This is a genomic window from Streptomyces sp. NPDC086766, assembly GCF_044746005.1.
Taxonomy (GTDB): Bacteria; Actinomycetota; Actinomycetes; order Streptomycetales; family Streptomycetaceae; genus Streptomyces.
The window spans coordinates 1-20,841 of sequence record NZ_JBIVBI010000030.1; the positions used below are offsets into that span (position 1 = coordinate 1).

Below are 20,841 nucleotides of genomic sequence, written 5' to 3' on the forward strand. Positions count from 1 at the left end.
CAGCGAGGCCCACCCATTGAGAGAGTCGTATCTTCCCTGGACGTCGCTCTGTACGGACTTGCGCTCATTCATCTGCGCCTCCTCGCCCCGTTACGAGCTAGGACTCACCGGTCGCCGCTGAGGTTGCAGCAGTACCTGGCTCTCTATCAGTGCTCCACGTCCTTGCCCGAAGGACACGTCCGGTCCAGCACTCCACGCCGGCTTCGGCCAGGGCGTCGCTGATGCCGTGGGTTCCCGCTGCCTTCATGTCATGGACCGCACCGGGCAGCGCAGGCGAGGCCCATAGCAACCGCCCTGCTGGATCGTGATCACCTGCACGTTCATGCCGTGCTTCTTGTGCTTCCCGGAGTAGCAGGGACGGATGGACGGGCCGGACAATGTGACGTCCAGGTCCGGCCCGTCCGTCCGGCGCGGTCAGGAGCGGCAGGGCATCGTGGACGGGCGCGGCGGCCAGCAGGAGCACGGGCGTGGCACCACGGACGAACAGAGTGTTCTCAGGATCCAGCAGCACGGGACCACTCACGCAGGGTGCGGCATCGGGCCGGCAGGGGGGTGGCGACAATCCGTTCCAGGATTCGATGAGGCTTCGTGCCCCAGGTACTCGCTGACGGCCTTGATGCTCTCGCCGGCGCCCAGGAGAACGGTTGCGCAGAAGTTTTGGAGGCCGTGCACGCCGTGCTCGCGAGCAGCCTCGTGCTCGCGGCTCCTGACCTTCGGGATGACGCCCGCCTTCGCGAGGGCGGGCTTCTAGGGGTCCTCGTTCAGAGACGTACGCCAGACGTGCCCGCCGCGCGGCCCGCTGAAGCAACGCGACCTCGACCGGTGGAAGCGCGGTGTACCCCCGGCCGGATGGCCGGGGGTACACCGCGTTCGGGGGTGCCCGGGCCGGGCGGCCGTCCGCCGTCCGTCGAGGGTGTCACCCGCGGGTGATCGCGTCTGGTCAGTGGCCGTGGCCGTGGCCGCAGCCGGGGAGCCGGAACGAGGCGAGACGGGTGCGCCAGTCCCCCTCTTCCGGTGTCTGCTGGTACTGGTTGGTGTACCAGAACGTGCAGTCGTCCGACGGGTCGATCGCCATGGAGGTGTAGTCGCCCCAGCGGTTGCTCCCCGTCTGGGAGGCCGCTCCGTTGAACACGGTGGTCTCGTGGAACGTCATGAGGTTCTTCGGGTCGTCCGCCAGGCGTGCGGTGACGCGGATCGAGGGGTGCTGAACGGCGGACGACTGCGAGTAGCCCAGGGCCATGTCACCGTCCCTGTCCTGGGCGACGGAGCCCACCTGGACCACGTACGGCACCCACCATCTGCAACGAGGCACCGACATCCCGGAAGTCGACCGCATCTCCTGGGGATTCTGGCCGACCGGCCCCGGCGCCGAAGTCCTCGGCGACCTGACCGGCCTGCGCGTCCTGGACCTGTGCTCCGGCCTGGGCAAACACGCCGCCCACCTGGTGCGCGAGCACGGAGCCACGGTCGACGCCGTCGAAGCATCCGCCAGCCAGCACGCACGCGCCCTCGCCCGCTACGGCGACCTCCCGGGTCTCACCCTCAACCACGCCGACGCCGTCGACCACCTGCACCAGGCCGAGCCCTACGACGTGATCTACTCCATCCACGGCTTCGGCTACATCGACCCCCATCGCCTGCTGCCCGCCCTCCGGCTGGCCCTGAAGCCCGGCGGGCGCCTCACCTTCTCCGTCTTGCACACCAACTCCCACGGCCACGGGCCCTCTTCGAGCGTCACACCGCGCGCGGAGATCCTGCCGCTCGCCGGCGGCCAGGACCAGAGCGTCGAGATGTGGGTGCTCACCCCGAAGCTGTGGGAGGACCTCTGCGTCGACAACGGCCTCCTCATCGACGGGATCGACGCACTCGACGCCCCCGAGGACGACAATCCGGTCTCCGTCCGCCTCTACCGCGCGCACAGCCGCACCTCCGCCAGCAGCCGGCCGCGCACGACCCGCCCGCCGGAGCCCAACGCCGCGCTCGGGGTCGGCGCGATCCTGCACGGACCCCGCGGACTCCTGCTGGGAGTCCACCGCCGCGGGACCACCGAGCTCCCAGGCGGCACCGTGGAGCCCGGCGAATCCCTGGAACACGCCATCATCCGCGAGCTCTACGAAGAGACCGGCTGCCGTGCCCGCGAGGAGGACGTCGTCCTGCTCGGCGTGCTCGTGGACCAGGTCGGCCCCGTCGTACGCACGACGGTGCCCGCGGTCGTGACCCAGTGGGAAGGTGATCCGGCAACGCAGCCGAACGAGAGCGTAGGCGACTGGCGCTGGCACCCTCTCGACCGGCTCCCAAATGGTCTCTTCATCGCCAGCGCCCAGTGCCTTACCGCCTGGCGGCCAAAACTCGCGATCAACCACCCGGTGGCCACCTTCTACCCGTTCGCCAGCCCTGCCAGATCAGCGTCTGACTGCTGTACTGAGTCGCTCGGCGCCAAGGGCGGTGAGCCACGGTGAACGTGGGAAGCGAAGAGAGCCGACTCGTGGTCATCCGGGGAAACTCAGCGTCGGGGAAGTCCTCCGTGGCAGCCGGCCTTCGCGACCGGTGCGGTCGCGGTCTCACCCTCGTGGGGCAGGACAACCTCCGGCGGGTCGTACTGCGCGAGCGGGATCGGCCCGGTGCTTCCAACATCGGGCTGATCGACACGGTCGCCCGCTACGCCCTTGATGCCGGGTACCACGTGGTTGTCGAGGGGATCCTGTACGCCGACCGCTACGGGGAAATGTTGGAGACCCTCGCCGGTGACCACCGTGGCATCTCCCGCCACTACTACCTGGATGTCCCGTTCCCTGAGACGCTTGTTCGACATGCAGCGAAGCAAGATGCGGAGTACCTCGCGCACGTAACCGAGCGGGAACTCAGGGACTGGTATCGCGAACTCGATCTACTCTCCGGTGGGGTGGAGACCGTGATCCCTGCGGACAGCTCGTTGAACGAAACGGTCGACCACGTCATGCGAGACACGGGCCTTGACCGTCTCCCTCCGCGAGACCTAGCCCCATCGTGTCCGCTGGCCTCCTAGGGTCCGAGGCGCAGCCGAGGATCGTCGATGGGACGCGCGCACGCCTCAGTTCGTCCCGCCGCCTCCGCAAGCACTCCCGGCCAGAACCAGGGCGGCCACCGTCGCCGTCACCCGCACATCCGTCAGTAAGCGTCTGCGGTGCACCCGCCGCCCCTCCCGTTACGTGACCAGACGCCAGAGCATAAGCGACCCGCACGATGCTGGGGAACGATCACTCCCCCAGCGGGGAACGACCTCCCACACCTCCGAAAGCCCGCACCTCGCATCCTCGTCGACGTCCACCTCGGCGACTGCGGCGGCCACGGCACCCCCGGCCCGTACCCGACCGTGACGAAGCCGCCTGGCCCAGCAGCCCGTACCCCAGCACCGTCCCCACACCGCCGCAGCCGAGCGGCTCTCCCTGCAACAGGTTCAACCGGAAGTGCAGCAGTTCTTCCCCGTCCGGGTCCTGCGGCAGCCAGACCTACATCCTGGACGTGCCCACGGAGAGCTTCCCGCCTGGCTCGGTCACGCCCCAATGCCGAGTCGACAGTCATGCCGATCGGGCCGACGACGTCACCTACTGGCGGCGGCCCTGGCAGCTTCTACAAGGGCAAACAGCGACCACACGATCTTCATGGCGTCCCCCACGGCGAGCCCGTAGCGGATCACGGTCGGGCGCTTGTGTGGTGCACGTGGTTGGGGGTGGCTCGTAGGCTGATGGTGCTCGGGGCCTGCTGCGGAGGTTCGTCATGCCCCGAACGATCTGGTCCGGCGCCATCAGCTTCGGCCTGGTCACCGTGCCGATCCATGTCCAGTCGGCGACCGAGGATCACTCGGTGCGGTTTCACCAATACCACCTCTCCGACATGGGCCGCGTCCGCGTCCGCAAGGTGTGCGAGCTCGAAGACCGAGAAGTGCAGCAGTCGGAGATCGGCAAGGGCTACGAGTACTCCAAAACACAGGTCATCCCCATCAGCGACGCCGAGCTGGCGAACCTGCCCCTGCCGACAGCGAAGGCCATCGAGATCGACGCGTTCGTCCCGCTGGAGACGATCGACCCGATCCGGCTCAGCGAGGGCTACTACCTCTCCCCCGACGGGCAGGTCGCCGCCAAGCCGTACAAGCTCCTTCGCCAGGCCCTCACGCGCGCCTCGAAGGTCGCCGTGGCCAAGTGGGCATGGCACGGCCGCGAGCGGCTGGGAATCCTCCGCGTCCGCGACGACGTCCTCGTCCTCCACCTCATGCGCTGGCCCGACGAAATCCGCGACTCTGCCGAGCTCGCCCCGCCGGCCGTCCACATCGACGAGTCCGAGATCGAGGGCGCGCTGGCGTTGATGGACACCATGAGCCGCGACGATCTCGAAGGTGAGGAGTTCCGCGACACGTACACGGACGCCTTGGAACAGATCATCGAAGCGAAGCGCGAGGAGAAGCCCCTCCCTCAGGCTCCGGAGCCGGAGAAGCCGGGGAAGGTCCTGGACCTGATGGCGGCACTGAATGCGTCCGTGGAGCAGGCGCGCGCGTCCCGGGGCGAGCACGCCGAGGTCCACGAGATGCCGCAGCAGAAGACCACGGCCAAGAAGGCCGCGAAGAAGGCAGTCGGCAAGAAAACCACGGCGAAGAAGACCGCGGGCCGAAAGCCGAAGACCGCCTGAACCACTCCTCGCCCGCTCCCGTGTCACCCCTCCCGCACCCGCCGCCCGCCCGTCTGCCACTGGGGAAGCGCGGCACCCGGGAAGTCACCGGCCTACAGCCCGGCGGGCGCGCGTCCCGCAGATCGAGACCGGGCCTCCTGAGCTCCGGCTCAGATGCGCAGCCGTGGGCACACATCGGGTCCTGGCCCTGGTTAGCGGCGTGCGGCATGCACTCGCCCGAGAGCCGGGTCCGCTACCCCCGCGGAGGCCGAACCGGCCCGGAAACGGCCCACCCTCGCCGGCCGGTCCCGGCGGGCCGTTGCCCGCCGGGACCGGCCGGCGAGGGTGGGGGTACACGCGACGGGCCGCGCACGCCGAACGGCGCGCCATCCGGGTGAGAGGGTGGCGCGCCGCCGGCTTTCGAGAGCCGCTGGTGCCGTGGGTGGGCTTCAGTGGCTGGTGGGTCAGTGGTGCCGGCGGGCGCCCCAAGAGATCGAGTCGACGTACCGGCTGTGGTTGTTGCGCAGGGTGGCGGTGTCGGAGTCGTTGTTCCACACGTACTGGCGACGGTCTTGGTAGACGTCGTGGCGGGCGTCGCGGCCGATACCGGTGTGTACCCGGACGGTGGAGCGGCCGTCCAGACGGTAGTGGCGGAAGGTGTAGGTGTGCCCGTCACGGTCGGACAGGGTCCAGCCGTCCAAGTTCACGCTGCGAGGGGTGGTGTTGGTGACCTCCACCCACTCCGCATTCAAAGAGCGGTTCGAGCGATCGTCACGGCCCGGGGAATCGTACTGCACCCGACTGATCTCAACAGCCGACCGGGGCGCACGGTGGTCGGCCGCCGAGGCGGGCACGGCGATCGCCGCGGTGATCGCCGCGCAGGTCAGCGCAGCAGCGGTCAGACGGCGAGCGGTCGCGGAAACGGTCACAGGAATCCCCCTGCATGGTGCGGGCACACCCGGCAGACGGCCCACGGGGAGCCGTAGACGGGGGTGTGCGATGTGCTGATGCACGGCCGGCCGGCCGCGCACTCACACCGTGCCCGCCACAGGCCAAGCAAGTGGAGGAGACGTGAACCGCGTTACAAGTCGTCCACATTTCCGCGACTCTCACATGTAACGCCCACCTAAACAGCAAATGCACCAAATTGACGGGCCCTTCGGGCAGCGGCCCTTGCCCCCACTGGCTTGCACCCCCTACCCGCCAAGCCGCGCCACCCCAACCACGGCCGGGCCCTCACCCGAAAGTGCGTAACACCCCCCCGGCGCCAGACGCAGCCCTGCAGCGAAGCGGGCACGCTCCCAACGCCGGCCCGGCCCCACCAGGTCCATGCGCTGCTGGGCACCGCCGAATCCGCGTCACCTGGGCGCCATGGTCGTGGCGTCAGGGTCTGGCCGAGCGGCGCAGCGGCTCACCCGGACGCCTCACCGAGCACGACCGTGAGGGGCACCGCGCTCTAACGTCGTAGTGCCCTGCCGCACGACAGGACGGCAGGGCCCGGGCGGCCCCCTACCCGCGCCCCGGTCAAGGGGCCGCCCCATCAACCGACCATCAGGCCCAGCAGCGGGACAGCGGGTCACGCGTCCAGGCGTCACCCACCCGATGCGGACGGCGCCGGCCGACAGGCCACAGACACGACTCAGCGGTCATAGGGCTGGCATCGATTCGGGCAGACAGGACCATCCCTGCAGGCGCGGGGAGCACACCGGTCGGCTGGGCAAGGAGTTCCGCATACCGAGACCATCCCCGCGAGCGCGGGGAGCACTCGACCGACGGCGGCCGAACGCTGAACTGCAGGGGCTCCCGTCGGGCTGCTGACCATGCCAGGAGACACCGCCCCGCTGTGCGCTCGATTGCCTGTCACCTACCGGCCTGCACTGCCGCTGACCAGACTTCACGCTGTGGCGCCAGGACAATCTCGACCAGCGGATCCAGGAACTCCTTGGCTGCCAGGTGCGTGAGAAAGCCCGCCGATGAGAGGACCCGTCCCCCGTTGATCACCGACACCCAGTCCGTGCGCACTGCCGCGGATATCCCGAAGACCACAACGGGACTGGACGCGAACAAGAGCACGCTGGGGCGCAAGCGCGGACTGGCCGTCGAGGTACTGGGACTGATCATCGGCATAGTCGTCCTGACCGCCCCCGCACATGACAACGTCGCCAGCACGCCCCACTCGGCCAGGCGGCCGAGCCGAACCCCTGAGTTGTCCGGCCTACTCCATCACCACCTGCCGCCTCGTGGACCGCTGTGCGAGTAACCTGCCCGCGCCATCAGGAGGGGGCTCCGACGCTCGGTCGGGCGCAACCTGTGGTATCAGCCAAGCAAGCGCTCCGTCGCACTCGTGCGACGGAGCGCCCGACGACGGGGCGTGCGTGGCCGCCCTGCCGGTGGTCGGCACTCAGCAGGGCCGGATCGTCCAGACCGGCGTCCAGTAGTAGTTCTGGTTCGAGCTGTACGCGCCCGGGGTGGTGTAGAGCAGGCTGCCCCCGCTGCCGTAGAAGCGAGCCCGTGTCCCCGCGGTCTGGTCGTTGACCCAGGACCCGTAACCGCCCCACGGCATGCTGTAGGACTGGCAGTAGTACATCTGGATCTCGGAGCCCTGGAAGGTCGGCTGGCTGTAGGCGCAGAAGTAGCCGCTGTACACCGGCCCCTCCAGGCAGGGGTCGCTGTACACCGCCCCCGCCGCGGACACGAAGTCACGCGGGTGCGTCTCTCCGGGGATGGCCACCATGACCCTGCCCTGGCCGTTCAGGTCGATCTCGTTGAGCGCGACCTGCTTTCCTCCGGTCTTGACCAGGATGCGGTCGACCTCTGACCGGAGCGAGGCGGACTGGGCGTCCGTCAGGTGCGCGGCGCGGGCCTGCGCAGCGAACCGGTCGGTGTGCGGGGCGGCCGAGGCCGAGGGCGCTGCGGCCAGGCTCGTCCCGAGCATCGCCAGCGCAGCGACTGCCAGGCCCAGACTCTTGCGGATGCGTGCTCTCATGGGTCCCCCTTGCTTACGTGCGGCACGGGCGTGCCCGAGCCGAGATGATGGACGAAGCCGTTCCGGTTGGGGTCACCAGCACGGCGCGGGGAAGCCGGGCAGTTGCTCTTTTTCGGAGATGCCCGGCCCCGCACCGCCGGACGGCACGGCGGCGATGAGGCTGCTGTGGTGCCGGTCGGTGACGACCATCAGCTTGGCGCAGGGGCAGGCGTGCGCTCCACGGTGTTGCGCTGTGGCGTAAAAGCCCCCTCCGTCGTGGGTGGCCGTTGGCAAGAATGTCATGCACTTTCTCAATCGGGGGATATGGGGGCAGGGGTGTGCTGCGTGTGCATTTCACAACCGAGGACATGGCACAGATCAGGTTCTCGACGGGGCCCGATCCGCTGTGGGAGACGGTGCTGAGCCTCACGCTCCTGGGCGGCACAGCCCGGCGGGCAGTCTTCGACCCGTGGCGGCAGCAGGCCCGCACCGGCCTGCGCCGACTGGCGCCACAGCGGGCCCGGATGCTGCGGGCACTGGCCCCGCCCGTGGGGGACTTCCCCGACTTCCTCACGCCCGCTCAGGGGGCTGGGGGGCTGGAGGCCGGCATCGATGCTGTGCTGTCTACTCCGCGCCGCTTCCTACGACGGGACCTGGCGGTCCTGTCGCGGTCTGTGCCGTGGGCGGGGGCGCTCGCTGCCGGAGACCCCGCCGTGCTGCGCGAACTGGGTGCCGCGCTACGCGACTACCACGCGGCGGCCGTGGCCCCCTACGAGGGCAGGATCCGGGTCCTGGTCGACGGCGAGCGGGCGGCGCGGGCACGAGCCGTCCTGGACCACGGCAGCGGCGGCGCACTGGCGTCCCTGGGACCGGCATTCCGGTGGCGCGCACCAGTCCTCGAGGCGGATTACCCCGTGGACCGCGACCTCCATCTACGGGGACGGGGACTGCTCCTCATCCCCTCGGCATTCTGCTGGCGCACACCGGTGACCCTGATCGACCCCGAACTGCCGCCGGTTTTGGTCTATCCCTCACCTCGGGGGGTGGGGTGGTGGTCCGACCCCGCTCCTGGGACGACAAGTACAGGCGGGCCGGGGCCTCTGGCGCACCTGTTAGGCGCCACCCGGGCGCACTGTCTGCGCCTGGTCGAGGACGGGGCCATCACGGGCGAACTGGCTCGACGGCTGGGGGTGTCCCCCGCCAGCGCCAGCCGGCATGCCACCGCACTGCGGGAGGCCGGGCTGGTCACGTCCACCCGGTGCGGCCCGGCCGTGCTGCACACGCTCACGCCCCTGGGTAGAGACCTGCTGCACACCGCGGCCGCAACGCGCAGTACGCCCTGAGCTCCCCCCAACTGCTCCGACGGCCGAACACCGCCGTCCCCCCTGGACCCGCCCTGCGGGTCCAGGGGGCGTTCTGCAGACGCTGCATTCACGCGTTCGGCACGGTTGCGTCCTGAATGCGCTGCCACTCGGGCAGGTCCTGGAGAGCGGGGGCGTGCACATCGGCCTGCTGCAGGGCGGTGTTCACCGCGCTCGCCCGCTGCTGCTGGTCGCGGTATTCGTGCGTCGGCTCGGGCTCGCCGGCGGGTGGTGCGGCCACGGCCTCGGGCAGGGCGGGCTGCTCTGCGGCGGTCCGGGGAGCCGCAAGTGAGGCTCCGGCGTCAGCGATCAGTCGATCAAGCCGGCGTAGATCCGGAGCCGAACATGCCTTCGCCCGTGCTCTTATCAGGGGTCAACGCCAGGCAGGTGATTGTCCTGCAAGTCACGACACGGCGTGGAGGGTCCAGTGCAGGTCTTCCGACTCCGAGCACAACTTCCACGATTTGAGCAACCCAGTTGATGCCAGCTGATCCAATGTGCCGGACAGTACGGCAGGCGAGATGCCGCCTACCAAGAGCTTCTCTACGTCTCAGGACCGCCTCCCCGCCCCAACACCCTTCACACGCAAGCAAGTTAGAAACAGCTCAGTGACTCTCCCGGGCCACATGCGCAACGATCAGGCCCCCGGGGGCTGCTCCCCTGTCGCAGCACCACCGCGTAGGGCAGCCCCGCGGCATCCCGCGCTGCCGCCACCGAGGCGCCGATCGGGCCGAGCACGGCTCTGCGTCCGGAGTCCCATCCCTCGCCGTACGCGACGTCGACGATCTGCCGGCCGGTCATCGGGCCGCGGTCCTCCGCGCCCGTCCGTGCAGGGTCAGGTAGAAGGTCTGCAGGGACTCCTCTGGACCGCCCACCTCGAAGCGGTTGACGACCTTGCCGAGGGGGTTCCAGACTCGTCCGTCCGGCATGCACACACCGACCGGCTGCCCGAAGTAGCCGCGCTGGTCCGCATCGAAGTCCACCCACACCGCCCCCGCGCGGCGCACGAGCACCTCACCCACGTACGCCCCGAGGCCGAGCAGCGCGCTCCGAGCACCTGCCCGGTCCGTCCCGCCCTTGCGGAGCCCGTCGATCAGGAAGTCGACGACCCACAGACTGCGCTCCGAGTAGTCCAGGGGCAGCCGGTTACGGGTGGTGATGCGTGCCAGGAAGCCCGCTGCGCAGGACCGCATCTCGACCGCACACGGCACCCGTTCGTCCACTTCAGCCACGCTCCCCCTCTGCGAGACGGGAGAACACATGACCGCATTCTCCCTCGTTGATCAAGCGGATACCGGGCCTTGAACATCACAAGTGCACGGGCGTGTCATGTACCACACAAGACGTTCGCGAGGTGCGTACAACCTTTCCGGAGGCTGTGCGTCCAGCATTGCCGGGCCCTCTCAGGCCCAGACCGCCTTGACCACGGCGTGGCCTGTTGCCGCCGCCCGCCCGTAGAACCCTTGGAGGTCCCTAGGAGGGCCGAGGAACTCCTGCCTGGTCTGCGACTCGTCACCGCCCCAGCCATGGAGCTTGGCGCTGGCAATGCTCCACAGCTCGTCGAAGGAGACACTCGCGAGGAAGCCCGCAGCCTGGGACACCCTCAGCGGCTCCAAGATCATCAGGAGCGGGTTGGAGGGGGCGGCGTCGGCGGCCTAGCACCTGCGGGGACTCGCTGGGGAAGCCCCGAGGGGGCATACCCGGAACGTTGATGGTGCGTCCGTACACGCCGGCTAGGAACTCGACGGCACCCAAGGGGAACTCGATCCACTCGGCGTTGGCCGTGCGGACGACCACCGGCCAGGCGTCCGGGTCCGCATAGCGCTGGGCCAACGCACCTGCCATCGTCATGCCACGGGCACGGAGCTTGCCGCGGTGCGCTGGAACTTCGCCGACTGGCCGACGGTTCCCGAGGTCGTGCTCGTCAAGCCGATCGAGATCGCTCGGGCCTCCTGGCTGGCCGCTCAGGTGGAACAGCGGGTGATCGACAATCCGGTGATGGCGCCCTGCTGACCGCGCGACCCGCCGCCCTACGGCACCGCCGTCCGACTGCCCCATGTGGCGGGCGCGCCAGCCGCGCCCTCACCACATTCACGCCACCGGCGCGCCGATGCCGGTGCCACGGTGCCCGACGATCGCGGCGACGGCTGTTCGACCAGCGACCGGTCTTCGCGTCCCGAGTGCGGACCTGGGCCGTACCGTCGAGCCCGGCCCGGGCATCGGACCAGATGATCTGACAAGGCGGAACGGCTCGGGGAGGTGGGCCGGCAGCGCACGGCGCCCCGGATCGGTATCGGCCAGCACGGGGAACGACGCTGCCAGCCCCGTCGGTTGAGATCCCAGCGCAGCTGCGGGCGGACAGGGTAACCGCGCTGAGGACAACGAGGGTGGCGACCGCGCGACGACACGTATTCCGACCCAGGGCGCTCATCCAGCGGCTTCCGGCTGCTCCGGGGTCGCGGATGCGAGCTCGGACTGACAGGTGGCGCGACCGAATCTGCCATAGGCGGAGGCCGTCTGGACATGTCTACCGCGCACGGCAAGTGAGCAGCTGGCCTGCCCGCCCTTCCCACCGAGCGTAATAGAGACCAACGGAGACTTGCCAAGCGGCACGTGAACGGTCTTCTTCCATGGCAGCGTGACGGCACGGTCGACGGTGGCGGTCCCGGCCTCGCTGCGGCCCTGGTAGGCGATGTCGGCGGTGCCCTCGCCGGTGACCTGGTATGTCACGGCGGCGGTCGGGACGGGGGGCTTCTCGGGTTTGTCGGTGGTGTCGAGCATGCCGTAGAGGACGAGTCCGCCGCAGGCGGCCAGCAGGGCGGCGCCGATGAGGAGACCGGTGCGGTCGGGGCGGATGCGTGAAAGGGCACGGGGTCCGGATTTTCCGCCCGTGTCCTCGGTTCCGGCGTCGTCCGCCATGGTTTCCCGCTCTTCAGTACCCATGAATCGTCCCTTTTGTTCGGCCGATCGGAATTCGCGTGCCTGCGTCGGAATCCCTGGATCCAGGCCCTTATACAGGAGGGCCGGCAAGGTTCGCCAGCGACCGGATAAACCGGGCAACGTTTTCGAGTGTTGCGTGAACTGTCCTAAATATGCGATCACTTGACGTGCCGTCATGTACACGTCTAGAACTGCCGCGCCGCTACGTCTGGCCTTCTCCTCATGAGCTGGCCGGCCGTTTTCGGTCAATGTTTATTGCGTCTGACAACAGGAAAGGGCTGGCAGTGAAACCCAGATTGGGCAGGCTTGTCGCGTGCCTTGTGGTGTCCGCGGTGGTGAGTACCGCGTTGCCACAATTCGCCTATGCGGCGTCCGAATCGGACGACGGTGGCGGAAAAGGGATTGTCGATACCATCAAGGGCTTGTTCGGCGACGATGACGACGGTCAACCTCTCGCCGAACCGCCGTCCCACGACGAACTGGACGTGGCCGACCGGCAGAAGCTGCCGAAGGGCAAGAACACGCCGAAGACCTGGCGGGTCAAGGAGCTGAAGGGCCGGCGCACCTCGACCGCGCGGTTCTGGCAGATGTCGGACGGCCGGGTGCAGGCAGAGCTGTCGGCGGTGCCGACGTCGTACCGCTCGGGTACGGGCGGGAAGGCGACCTGGAAGCCGATCGACACCGCCGTCCACGCGACGGACGCAAAGGGCTTCGACTACGCCAACACGAGCAATGAGGGGCGCAGTTGGTTCGGTTCGGACGCGGACCGCATGGTGCGTTTCCGGTCACCGGACGGCCGTACGGTCACCCTCGGCCTCGACGGCGCGCACGGCGCGCTGAGGCCGTCGGTGAAGGGTTCGACGGTTACGTACAAGGACGCGGTCAACGGTGCTGACCTGGAGTACGGGGTCGGTCCGGGGCGGGTGAAGGAGAACATCACCCTGGCGCGACGGCCGAGTGGTCCACTGAGGTTCACGTTCACCCTGGACACCGACGGTCTGGTGCCGAGGGCCCGCAGGGACGGTTCGGTCGCGCTGTACGGGGAGTTGCCGCACACCCCGGTGATGGTGATTCCGGCGCCGTTCATGACGGATGCGAAGAAGGCGGACCGGTCCGTCTTCGGGAGGACCTACAGCACGGCCGTCACCCAGAAGCTCACCAAGGTCGGCACGTCCTGGAAGCTGACGGTGACGCCGGACGCGAAGTGGCTGGCGTCGAAGGACCGTCAGTATCCGGTGGTGATCGACCCGACGATCACGATCGCGCCATCGCCGACGGACTCGCAGGACACGATGGTCATGTCGGACCAGCCGTCGACGAACTTCAACACGTCCTGGAAGCTGTCGGCGGGCAAGACCGACACCGGTATCGCCCGTTCGCTGATCAAGTTCCCGCTGAGCGAGATCCCGTCGGGTACGAAGATCGACTCGGCGCGTCTGGAGATGTACTTCGACCAGGCGCACACCACCAACGCCAATGATGTGACCATCGGCGCGTACCGGGCGACCGGGGCGTGGGACGAGACGTCGGCGACCTGGGACAAGACCAGTGGTCTTGTGGGTGAACTGTCGGGCACCACGGTTCAGGTGGACGACGGGGATCCGGGGACGACGGCGGCGGTCGGCTCGTGGAAGCCGGGGTCGCAGTCGTACGGGATCGACGGCGACTACCTGTACAACAAGGACGCGGTCCTCGGGGACACCTACACCTGGCAGCCGAACCTGCCGGAGACGGCCTCCTACCGGGTGGACGCCCACTACGTGCAGTACTCCGACCGGTCCACGGCCGCGCCGTACACGGTGACGAGCAGTGACCCCACGGCGACCTACACGGTGGACCAGACGGCCGGCACGGGCGGGGTGTGGGCCTCGCTGCACGGTGGCTCGCAGATCAACTTCGCGAAGGGGACGGCCGGCAAGGTCGTCCTGAAGGACACGGACGCCTCGACGGCGGTGATCGCGGACGCGGTGCGCTGGGTGAACCCTGCGTCGATCGTGAAGAACACCGGTGAGTACAACCAGTGGCACAAGTTCCCCGTCACCGACACCGTCCAGCAGTGGGTGGACGGCACGGCGACCAACTACGGGTTCGTGCTGAAGGCCGCGGACGAGTCGGCGGCAGCCCCGACCGGTGGCCCGCGCTACGAGGCGGGCGACGGTGACTACGGCGGCGAGACGGCGACGATCCCGCGGCTGACGGTGACGTACGGCAAGGTCGGCACCACGTTGAACTCCCCGACCGTGGTCCACGGCACGGGCCCGGAGCTGTCGTGGAAGGCGTACTCGAACAAGACCGGTGACCCGAATCTGGACATCGTTGAGTACCAGCTGCACCGCTCCACCCAGCAGGCGTTCACGCCGTCCGCGGCCACCCTGGTGGCGCCGGTCGACAAGTCGGCGACCGCGTACACAGACACCACCGCGACTCCGACGCCGGACTCGTCGTCGGTGGAGATCGGGCGGTCGTACTACTACCAGCTGGCGGTGAAGACGAAGGACGGTCAGCTGCTGGGCTCACCGACCCGGATCGTGGGTGTGCCGAAGGCGGGCCGCACGATGCGGCTGATCCAGGGCACGTCCGGGGTCACGGACACCACGTTGTCCTCGGGGCAGCCGACCACGAACGAGGACACCATCTCCTCCTTCGGGGTGGGCCAGAAGTGGCTGGAGGTGGGCAACAACTCCACCACCTACGGCAAGGCCCGCGCGGCGATGAAGTTCACCACGTCGAGTATCCCGACGACGGCCACGGTGCTGGAGTCGCGGCTGTTCATGTGGGGTGCGGAGACCACCACCGACACCAACGGCGCGATCTACGAACTCCACGGCCTGAACAAGGACTTCAACGAAACGCAGGCCACCTGGAACAGCGCGGCCACCGGCACGGCGTGGACGGCGGCGGGCGGCGACTACTCCGGCACCGTCTCCGACACGGTCGCGCAGGTGTCGGAGGTGGGCCGGCACTGGTGGGATGCCACGTCACTGACCCAGGGCTGGATCAAGACGCCGACCTCCAATCACGGCGCCCTGGTCAAGCTGAAGGACGAGTCGACCACGGGCCCGCAGGAGCGCACCCTGTTCCTGGCTTCGGAGGCTCCTGACCCTCAGCTCGGCCCGCTGCTGCGGGTGATCTACGTCGACTCCACCACGGACGACACGTACTACGCCCCGCAGACCCCGGCCCGCATGACGCCCAACTCCACCTACACGGTGGACTTCACGGTCACCAACACCACGTCGAGCGCGTGGGCTGCCGGTGAGCGGGTCCTGTCATACACCTGGCAGCTGCCCGACGGCACGGACGTGACGACAGGCGGCAACCAGGCGTCCACCGCCATCCCGGCGCTGTCGCCCGGCCAGTCGGCGACGATCCAGGCGCAGGTCAAGACACCGATCAACTCCGACTCGGGGAGCAAGCGCACCAAGTACGTACTCGGGTGGGACGTCAAGAAGGTCTCCGACGGCAGCTGGCTGTCCGCCGGCACCGGCGGCATACCCACGCTGAAGCAGAACGTGGCCGTGGAAGACCCCACCTCCAACACCCTCGGCCTCGAGAAGTTCTACAGCTACACGGGCAAGAACACGGGCGCCGGCTCCACGGTCATGAACAACCTCGCCACCGGCAACACCGTGTGGTCGTACAACGCGTTCAGCAACCCGGGGCGTGGCCTGACGACGTTCGCACGCCTCGCCTACAACTCGCTGGACACCGACAACACCACCGGTGGCGCGGGCGCGGGCTGGTCGGCGCAGCTGGGCGGACCGATCCGGCTCGGCGCACAGCTGGACTTCCACCCCAACCCGGTCCAGAACGCCACCGAGATCCGCCTGCCCGATGGCGACGGCACCACGCACGTCTTCACCAAGCAGGCCGACGGCAGCTGGAAGGCCCCCGCGGGAGTCCACTACAAGGTCACGATGAAGGCCGGCCTGGACTGCACACCGGACAAGGACCCGGTCCCGGACGCCTGGACCCTCCTCCGCCCGGACGGCACCCGCTTCTACTTCGGCTGCGACGGCTACCTGACCTCGGTCGTCGACAAGAACGGCAACACGCAGACCTACACCTACGAGCAGCACAAGACCCAGGGCAAGGCGGCGAAGTTCCTCGCCTACGTCACCGACCCGGCTGGCCGGCAGACCCTGACGCTCGACTACTACAAGAGGGGCGACGCGTCCTACGACTACATCGACGGCACGGGCGCCAAGGCCACGGGCACGAGCCTGACCGACCCGGACATCTACGACCACCTGAAGTCCGTCACGGACATCTCGGGCCGCAAGGTCTCCTTCTTCTACACGGTGCAGGGCCTGCTCGGTCAGTTCACCGACGGCGACGGATCGTCCCAGCCGAAGAACTTCAAGTTCACCTACGACGCCGTACAGGGGAACAAGAACGTCAAGCTGGTGACCGCCACGGACCCGCGCGGCCACGACACCAAACTGGCGTACTACGAGCCGAAGGCGGGCGACGACCCGAAGTACCACTGGTGGACGAAGACCATCACGGACCGTCTGAACGGTGACACCGGCTTCGCCTACGCCGCCGACACCACGAACACCAAGTTCACCGACACCACGGTCACGGACGCCGAGACGCACGCCACGAAGTACGTGACGGACGACTTCTTCCGCCCGGTCCAGACGACCAACGCCAAGTCCCAGACCACGAAGATGAGCTGGGACGCCGACAACAACGTCACGTACCTGGAGGAGGACAACGGCGCCAAGACCGCGTACTGCTACGACCAGAAGACGGGCTACCCCCTCTGGCAGCGCGACGCGGAGAACAACAAGGCAGGCGTACCGGACCAGACGACCACCTGTGTCACGGACTCCACCAAGTGGCCGGCGAACACGTCGAAGTACGAGTACCAGACTCGCGCGGACGGCTTCTCAGCGGACCTATTCCGCAAGACCTCCGCGGAGGGCCGCGCCTGGCAGTTCGGCTACGACTCGTTCGGCAACCTCAAGACGGTCACCGACCCCAAGGGCGTCGCGACCACGACGGTTGCGGACGACTACACCACGAAGTACGACTACGACGCCTACGGCGAGCTGACCAAGGCCACCGACGCCAACGGCAACCCGACGACCTACAGCGACTTCGGTCCCACCGGCTACCCGGCGACGATCACCGACGCGAAGTCCAACGCGACGAAGTTCGTGTACGACGAGCGCGGCCAGGTCACCCAGGTCACCGACGCCAACAACAAGGTGACGACGCAGACCTACGACACGTTCGGCCGTCCGCTGGCCAACACCGTGCCCAAGGACACAGGCGTCGTGATCAGCACACCGGCGCCGGAGTACGACGAAAACGACAACATCACCAAGTCAACGGCGCCGAACGGTGCGGTGTCCACGGCGGTGTACGACAACGCGGACGAGGTCTCCTCGGCGACTGCGCCGGCGAACAACCTGACCGACCCGCGCACCTCGACGTACACCTACGACAAGGTCGGCAACCTGAAGACGACGACCGAGCCCAAGGGCACGGCGACGACGACGGACACCACCGACTACGTCACGTCGAACAACTACGACGAGATCTACCAGCTCACGTCCGTGGTCAACGCGAACAGTGACAAGGTCAGTTACGAGTACGACAACGTCGGCAACGTCACCAAGGTCATCGACCCGAAGAAGAACGCGACGGCTGACACGACCGACTACACCACCAAGACCGACTACGACCTGGACCACCGGGTCACGGTCGTCACGGACGCGGCCGGCAAGACCACCAAGAAGGGCTACGACAAGGACGGCCTGGTCACCTCGGCCACCGACGCCGAGAACAACACGACCACGGTCACCTACGACGAGCGCGGCAAGCAGACCGAGGTGAAGGTACCTCACGAGGGGACGACGACCCGCTCCACCAAGTACGAGTACGATCAGGTCGGCAACACCACCAAGGTGCTCACGCCGCGGGCGACGGCGGCCGGTTCCACCGACGCCTTCACGGCCCGCACGTCGTACGACGAGCTGAACCGCCCGGTCAAGAAGTACCAGCCCTACGACCCGGCCGATTCTCGCTACAACGACCCGAACGTCTACACGGAGACGACGTACGACAAGGTGGGCCGGGTCGCCAAGACGTCCCTGCCGCCGTCGGACGGCGAGACGGTCCGCAACGACACCACCTACAGCTACTTCGACAACGGCTGGGTGAAGTCGTCCACGGACCCGTGGGACATCGCCACGACCTACGACTACAACGAGTTGGGTAAGCAGACCAAGCGGACCCTGACCTCGGCGGGCGGCTCCTCGGACCGCACGATGACGTGGTCGTACTACCCCGACGGCTCGCTGAAGTCCCGCGCGGACGACGGCGTCCCGGCGGGCAAGTCGGTCGTCCTGGTGGACAACTCCGACACCCAGAACACCTGGAAGACCGGCACCTGGACCAAGGGAGACATCACCGGTCAGCAGGGCTACAACCACGAGACGCACGCGGCCGGCACCGGCACGGACGCCTACACGTGGACGCTCAACATCCCCAAGGACGGCACGTACGCAGCGTACGTAAAGTTCCCCAGGGTGACGGGCGCCGCGACGACGGCCAAGTACACGGTGACGTACGACGGCGGAACGGCCGACAAGACGATCGACCAGAACGCCACCGCCAACCAGGGCACCTGGGTCTCACTCGGCTCCTTCGCCTTCAAACAGGGCAACGCGGCGAACCTGCAGCTGTTCCAGAACAGCGGCGGCACGGTCGTGGCGGACGCGGTGAAGCTCGTCCGTGACACCAGCGGCGACCCGGCGGACACGGAGAAGGACGACTTCGCCTACTCCTACGACCTCAACGGCAACCTGACCCAGATCGACGACACCTCGTCCACGGCGAAGATCGACTCGTACGCGATCACCTACACGGGCCTCAACCAGGTCCAGAAGTTGAGCGAGTCGCTGGCCGGAGTGGAGAAAAAGGCCACGTCGTACACGTACGACGCGAACGGCCTGTCGGACACGATCACGCACCCGGACCAGTTCTCCAAGTACACATACGACCTTCGTGACCTGGTGAAAACGGTCTCGATCGGCAAATCCGCCACGGACGCCTCACCGAAGGTGACGTCGTACACGTACACCGACCGCGGCCAGAAACTCCAGGAGACCAAGGCCAACGGCAACACGGTCGACTACACCTACTACCTGGACGCCGTGCTCAAGTCGAGCGCGGAGAAGAAGCCCAACGGCACCCTCGTCGACTCGCACACCTACGCCTACGACCCCAACGGCAACAAGTCGCAGGACGTCGCGAAGAAGATGAACGCCGACGACCACTCGGCGTACCTCGCCTCCACCACGGACTACACCTACGACCCGGCCGACCGGCTCAATCAGTCAGTGAAGACCGGCAACGGCGCCGGGACGGAGACGTACGTCCACGACGACAACGCCAACGTCATCAGCCAGACGGTCCAGGGCACCACGACCACCTACAACTACGACCGCAACCGACTGCTCACCGCGACGGTCTCCGGCAGCACGGCGAGCTACAACTACGACCCGTTCGGACGGATGGAAACCGTCACCTCGGGCGGCCAGGTCATCGAGCGGAGCGTGTACGACGGCTTCGACCACGTCATCGAGTCCCAGAAGACGGACTCGACGGGCGCGATGAAGTCGACCACCTACACCTTCGACCCGCTGGACCGCACGGCGTCCAAGACTGCGGACGGCAAGACCACGGACTTCGAGTACCTGGGCCTGTCCTCCGAGGTCTTGGACGAGAAGGTCGCCGGCACGCTGACCAAGTCCTATCAGTACAGTCCGTGGGGCGAGCGCCTGTCGCAGGTCAAGTACAACAGCGACGGCACGACGGAGGACGGTTACTACGGCTACAACGGCCATACCGACGTCGAGACGCTGACGGACAAGAACGGCGACACGAAGGCGACCTACGGCTACACCGCGTACGGCACCGACGACAAGTCCGAGTTCACCGGCATCGACAAGCCCGACGCGGCTGACCCGACCAAGGAGGCCTACAACCCTTACCGCTTCAACGCCAAGCGGTGGGACGCCCAGTCCGGCACCTACGACATGGGCTTCCGCGACTACGACCCGGGATTGAACCGCTTCACCACCCGGGACATGTACAACGGCGCCCTCGCCGACATGGACCTCGGAGCGGACCCGTACACCAGCAACCGGTACGCCTTCGGCGGCGGCAACCCAACCAGCTTCATCGAAATCGACGGCCACACCAGCTGCGACGTCACCGGGATGTGCGGTGGTGTCTACCGCGAAACCCCGATGATCAAGCACGAGGAGGCAGCGCTGCCGGCACTCAGCAAGCCCGGCAGCGACAAAGCGGACACGCCGCACAAGGCTGCCAGCTTCGGCTCCAAGTGGAGCTTGTGGGACTACTTCAGTCCTTCTATGTCACACACCATCGCGTTGTACGACGACCTCACGAAGGGCGCTTGTGCAGCCGGGCTTAAGCTGTCCTGCGCCTTGTGGAGCCACTACCGTGGGGCCAGCGGGGACGACTACACCCTCGACAGTGCCACTGTGGACAATCTGCTGAATGACAAGGGACTGCGAGGCGACACCAAGTATCAACTCGGTCTTTGGGAGGCGGAAGCAGCCAAGCGTTGCGGAGGAAACGAAGTATGCAAGTTCTCCGCAGACAGCGGGTGGCTGCCGGCCAACTTCAAGGGGCTCGACGCCAAGAACGCCATCGGCCACGTGAAATACCGGATCAATGCCTCGGTATCGGTGAGCACTGACGGCCAAGTCTCCACCACCTATCAGGTGGACCTCTTCAAGAACTGGAACTTTGATAGAGGTAAGGTGGCGCCGGTGCCACATACGGGCGTGAAGCTTGACCTGGGGCAGTTCCTGGACCTTCATGAACATGGGTACGCGCAGGAGTACGACATGTTCGGTACCAGTTCACTCCACGGCTTCTAACTGCAGC

Annotated in this window: 13 protein-coding genes and 2 pseudogenes; 7 read left to right on the forward strand and 8 right to left on the reverse strand. The window is 67.5% G+C overall.

Annotated elements, in window-relative coordinates:
- Positions 1 to 175: 175 nt before the first annotated feature.
- Both ACIPM1_RS31880 and ACIPM1_RS31885 read right to left on the reverse strand, forming a co-directional pair.
- Positions 176 to 360: pseudogene (locus ACIPM1_RS31880) on the reverse strand (transposase family protein); the annotation flags it as partial.
- Between the two features lie 580 nt (positions 361 to 940).
- Complete coding sequence (locus tag ACIPM1_RS31885; protein ID WP_402440577.1) at positions 941 to 1,240, reverse strand: hypothetical protein; 300 nt, start codon at positions 1,238 to 1,240, stop codon at positions 941 to 943.
- On the opposite strand from ACIPM1_RS31885, the gene ACIPM1_RS31890 reads away from it, so the two are divergent.
- The 3 genes from ACIPM1_RS31890 to ACIPM1_RS31900 all read left to right on the forward strand — a co-directional run bounded on the left by ACIPM1_RS31890 (position 1,239) and on the right by ACIPM1_RS31900 (position 4,662).
- Positions 1,239 to 2,459, forward strand: a complete 1,221-nt coding sequence (locus ACIPM1_RS31890; protein WP_402440579.1) for an NUDIX domain-containing protein — start codon at positions 1,239 to 1,241, stop codon at positions 2,457 to 2,459. The genes ACIPM1_RS31885 and ACIPM1_RS31890 overlap by 2 nt on opposite strands.
- A gap of 2 nt (positions 2,460 to 2,461) precedes the next feature.
- Positions 2,462 to 3,025 (forward strand): AAA family ATPase, encoded by a 564-nt coding sequence (locus ACIPM1_RS31895; protein WP_402440609.1) that lies wholly within the window; start codon positions 2,462 to 2,464, stop codon positions 3,023 to 3,025.
- Between the two features lie 731 nt (positions 3,026 to 3,756).
- The gene (locus ACIPM1_RS31900; RefSeq protein WP_402440580.1) at positions 3,757 to 4,662 is read left to right on the forward strand and encodes a Ku protein; all 906 of its coding nucleotides are present in this window, start codon (positions 3,757 to 3,759) and stop codon (positions 4,660 to 4,662) included.
- 443 nt (positions 4,663 to 5,105) lie between these two features.
- Here ACIPM1_RS31900 and ACIPM1_RS31905 read toward each other — a convergent pair whose 3' ends face one another.
- Positions 5,106 to 5,570, reverse strand: a complete 465-nt coding sequence (locus ACIPM1_RS31905) for a lamin tail domain-containing protein (protein ID WP_402440582.1) — start codon at positions 5,568 to 5,570, stop codon at positions 5,106 to 5,108.
- Positions 5,571 to 6,534: 964 nt separating this feature from the next.
- Between ACIPM1_RS31905 and ACIPM1_RS31910 the strand changes: the two are divergent.
- A pseudogene (locus ACIPM1_RS31910) lies at positions 6,535 to 6,805 on the forward strand (IS5/IS1182 family transposase); the annotation flags it as partial.
- Between the two features lie 237 nt (positions 6,806 to 7,042).
- On the opposite strand, the gene ACIPM1_RS31915 reads toward ACIPM1_RS31910, so the two are convergent.
- Positions 7,043 to 7,627, reverse strand: a complete 585-nt coding sequence (locus ACIPM1_RS31915; protein ID WP_402440584.1) for a hypothetical protein — start codon at positions 7,625 to 7,627, stop codon at positions 7,043 to 7,045.
- Between the two features lie 347 nt (positions 7,628 to 7,974).
- Here ACIPM1_RS31915 and ACIPM1_RS31920 point away from each other — a divergent pair, with 347 nt between their 5' ends.
- Entirely contained in the window at positions 7,975 to 8,949 is a 975-nt protein-coding gene (locus tag ACIPM1_RS31920; RefSeq protein ID WP_402440585.1) for an ArsR/SmtB family transcription factor, read from the forward strand.
- An 88-nt stretch (positions 8,950 to 9,037) separates the two neighbouring features.
- Here the strand turns inward: ACIPM1_RS31920 and ACIPM1_RS31925 are convergent, their stop codons facing one another.
- From ACIPM1_RS31925 to ACIPM1_RS31935, 3 genes are all read right to left on the reverse strand, one after another.
- The gene (locus ACIPM1_RS31925; protein ID WP_402440587.1) at positions 9,038 to 9,208 is read right to left on the reverse strand and encodes a hypothetical protein; all 171 of its coding nucleotides are present in this window, start codon (positions 9,206 to 9,208) and stop codon (positions 9,038 to 9,040) included.
- A gap of 556 nt (positions 9,209 to 9,764) precedes the next feature.
- Positions 9,765 to 10,160 (reverse strand): hypothetical protein, encoded by a 396-nt coding sequence (locus ACIPM1_RS31930; protein ID WP_402440611.1) that lies wholly within the window; start codon positions 10,158 to 10,160, stop codon positions 9,765 to 9,767.
- Between the two features lie 210 nt (positions 10,161 to 10,370).
- Entirely contained in the window at positions 10,371 to 10,589 is a 219-nt protein-coding gene (locus ACIPM1_RS31935; protein ID WP_402440589.1) for a hypothetical protein, read from the reverse strand.
- Positions 10,590 to 10,842: 253 nt separating this feature from the next.
- Here ACIPM1_RS31935 and ACIPM1_RS31940 point away from each other — a divergent pair, with 253 nt between their 5' ends.
- Positions 10,843 to 10,980, forward strand: a complete 138-nt coding sequence (locus ACIPM1_RS31940; RefSeq protein WP_402440591.1) for a hypothetical protein — start codon at positions 10,843 to 10,845, stop codon at positions 10,978 to 10,980.
- Between the two features lie 414 nt (positions 10,981 to 11,394).
- On the opposite strand, the gene ACIPM1_RS31945 is transcribed toward ACIPM1_RS31940, so the two are convergent.
- Positions 11,395 to 11,910, reverse strand: a complete 516-nt coding sequence (locus ACIPM1_RS31945; protein WP_402440593.1) for a hypothetical protein — start codon at positions 11,908 to 11,910, stop codon at positions 11,395 to 11,397.
- A 1,289-nt stretch (positions 11,911 to 13,199) separates the two neighbouring features.
- Between ACIPM1_RS31945 and ACIPM1_RS31950 the strand changes: the two genes are divergently transcribed.
- Entirely contained in the window at positions 13,200 to 20,834 is a 7,635-nt protein-coding gene (locus ACIPM1_RS31950) for a DNRLRE domain-containing protein (RefSeq protein ID WP_402440613.1), read from the forward strand.
- Positions 20,835 to 20,841: the final 7 nt, after the last annotated feature.

What these genes read in the sequence shown, in the direction of transcription:
- ACIPM1_RS31900 (WP_402440580.1), top strand. Translation starts at nt 3,757, where the DNA reads ATGCCCCGAACGATCTGGTCCGGCGCCATCAGCTTCGGCCTGGTCACC.
- ACIPM1_RS31890 (WP_402440579.1), top strand. Translation starts at nt 1,239, where the DNA reads ATGTCACCGTCCCTGTCCTGGGCGACGGAGCCCACCTGGACCACGTAC.
- ACIPM1_RS31950 (WP_402440613.1), top strand. Translation starts at nt 13,200, where the DNA reads ATGGTCATGTCGGACCAGCCGTCGACGAACTTCAACACGTCCTGGAAG.
- ACIPM1_RS31915 (WP_402440584.1), bottom strand. Translation starts at nt 7,627, where the DNA reads ATGAGAGCACGCATCCGCAAGAGTCTGGGCCTGGCAGTCGCTGCGCTG.
- ACIPM1_RS31945 (WP_402440593.1), bottom strand. Translation starts at nt 11,910, where the DNA reads ATGGGTACTGAAGAGCGGGAAACCATGGCGGACGACGCCGGAACCGAG.
- ACIPM1_RS31885 (WP_402440577.1), bottom strand. Translation starts at nt 1,240, where the DNA reads ATGGCCCTGGGCTACTCGCAGTCGTCCGCCGTTCAGCACCCCTCGATC.
- ACIPM1_RS31935 (WP_402440589.1), bottom strand. Translation starts at nt 10,589, where the DNA reads ATGATCTTGGAGCCGCTGAGGGTGTCCCAGGCTGCGGGCTTCCTCGCG.
- ACIPM1_RS31930 (WP_402440611.1), bottom strand. Translation starts at nt 10,160, where the DNA reads ATGCGGTCCTGCGCAGCGGGCTTCCTGGCACGCATCACCACCCGTAAC.
- ACIPM1_RS31920 (WP_402440585.1), top strand. Translation starts at nt 7,975, where the DNA reads ATGGCACAGATCAGGTTCTCGACGGGGCCCGATCCGCTGTGGGAGACG.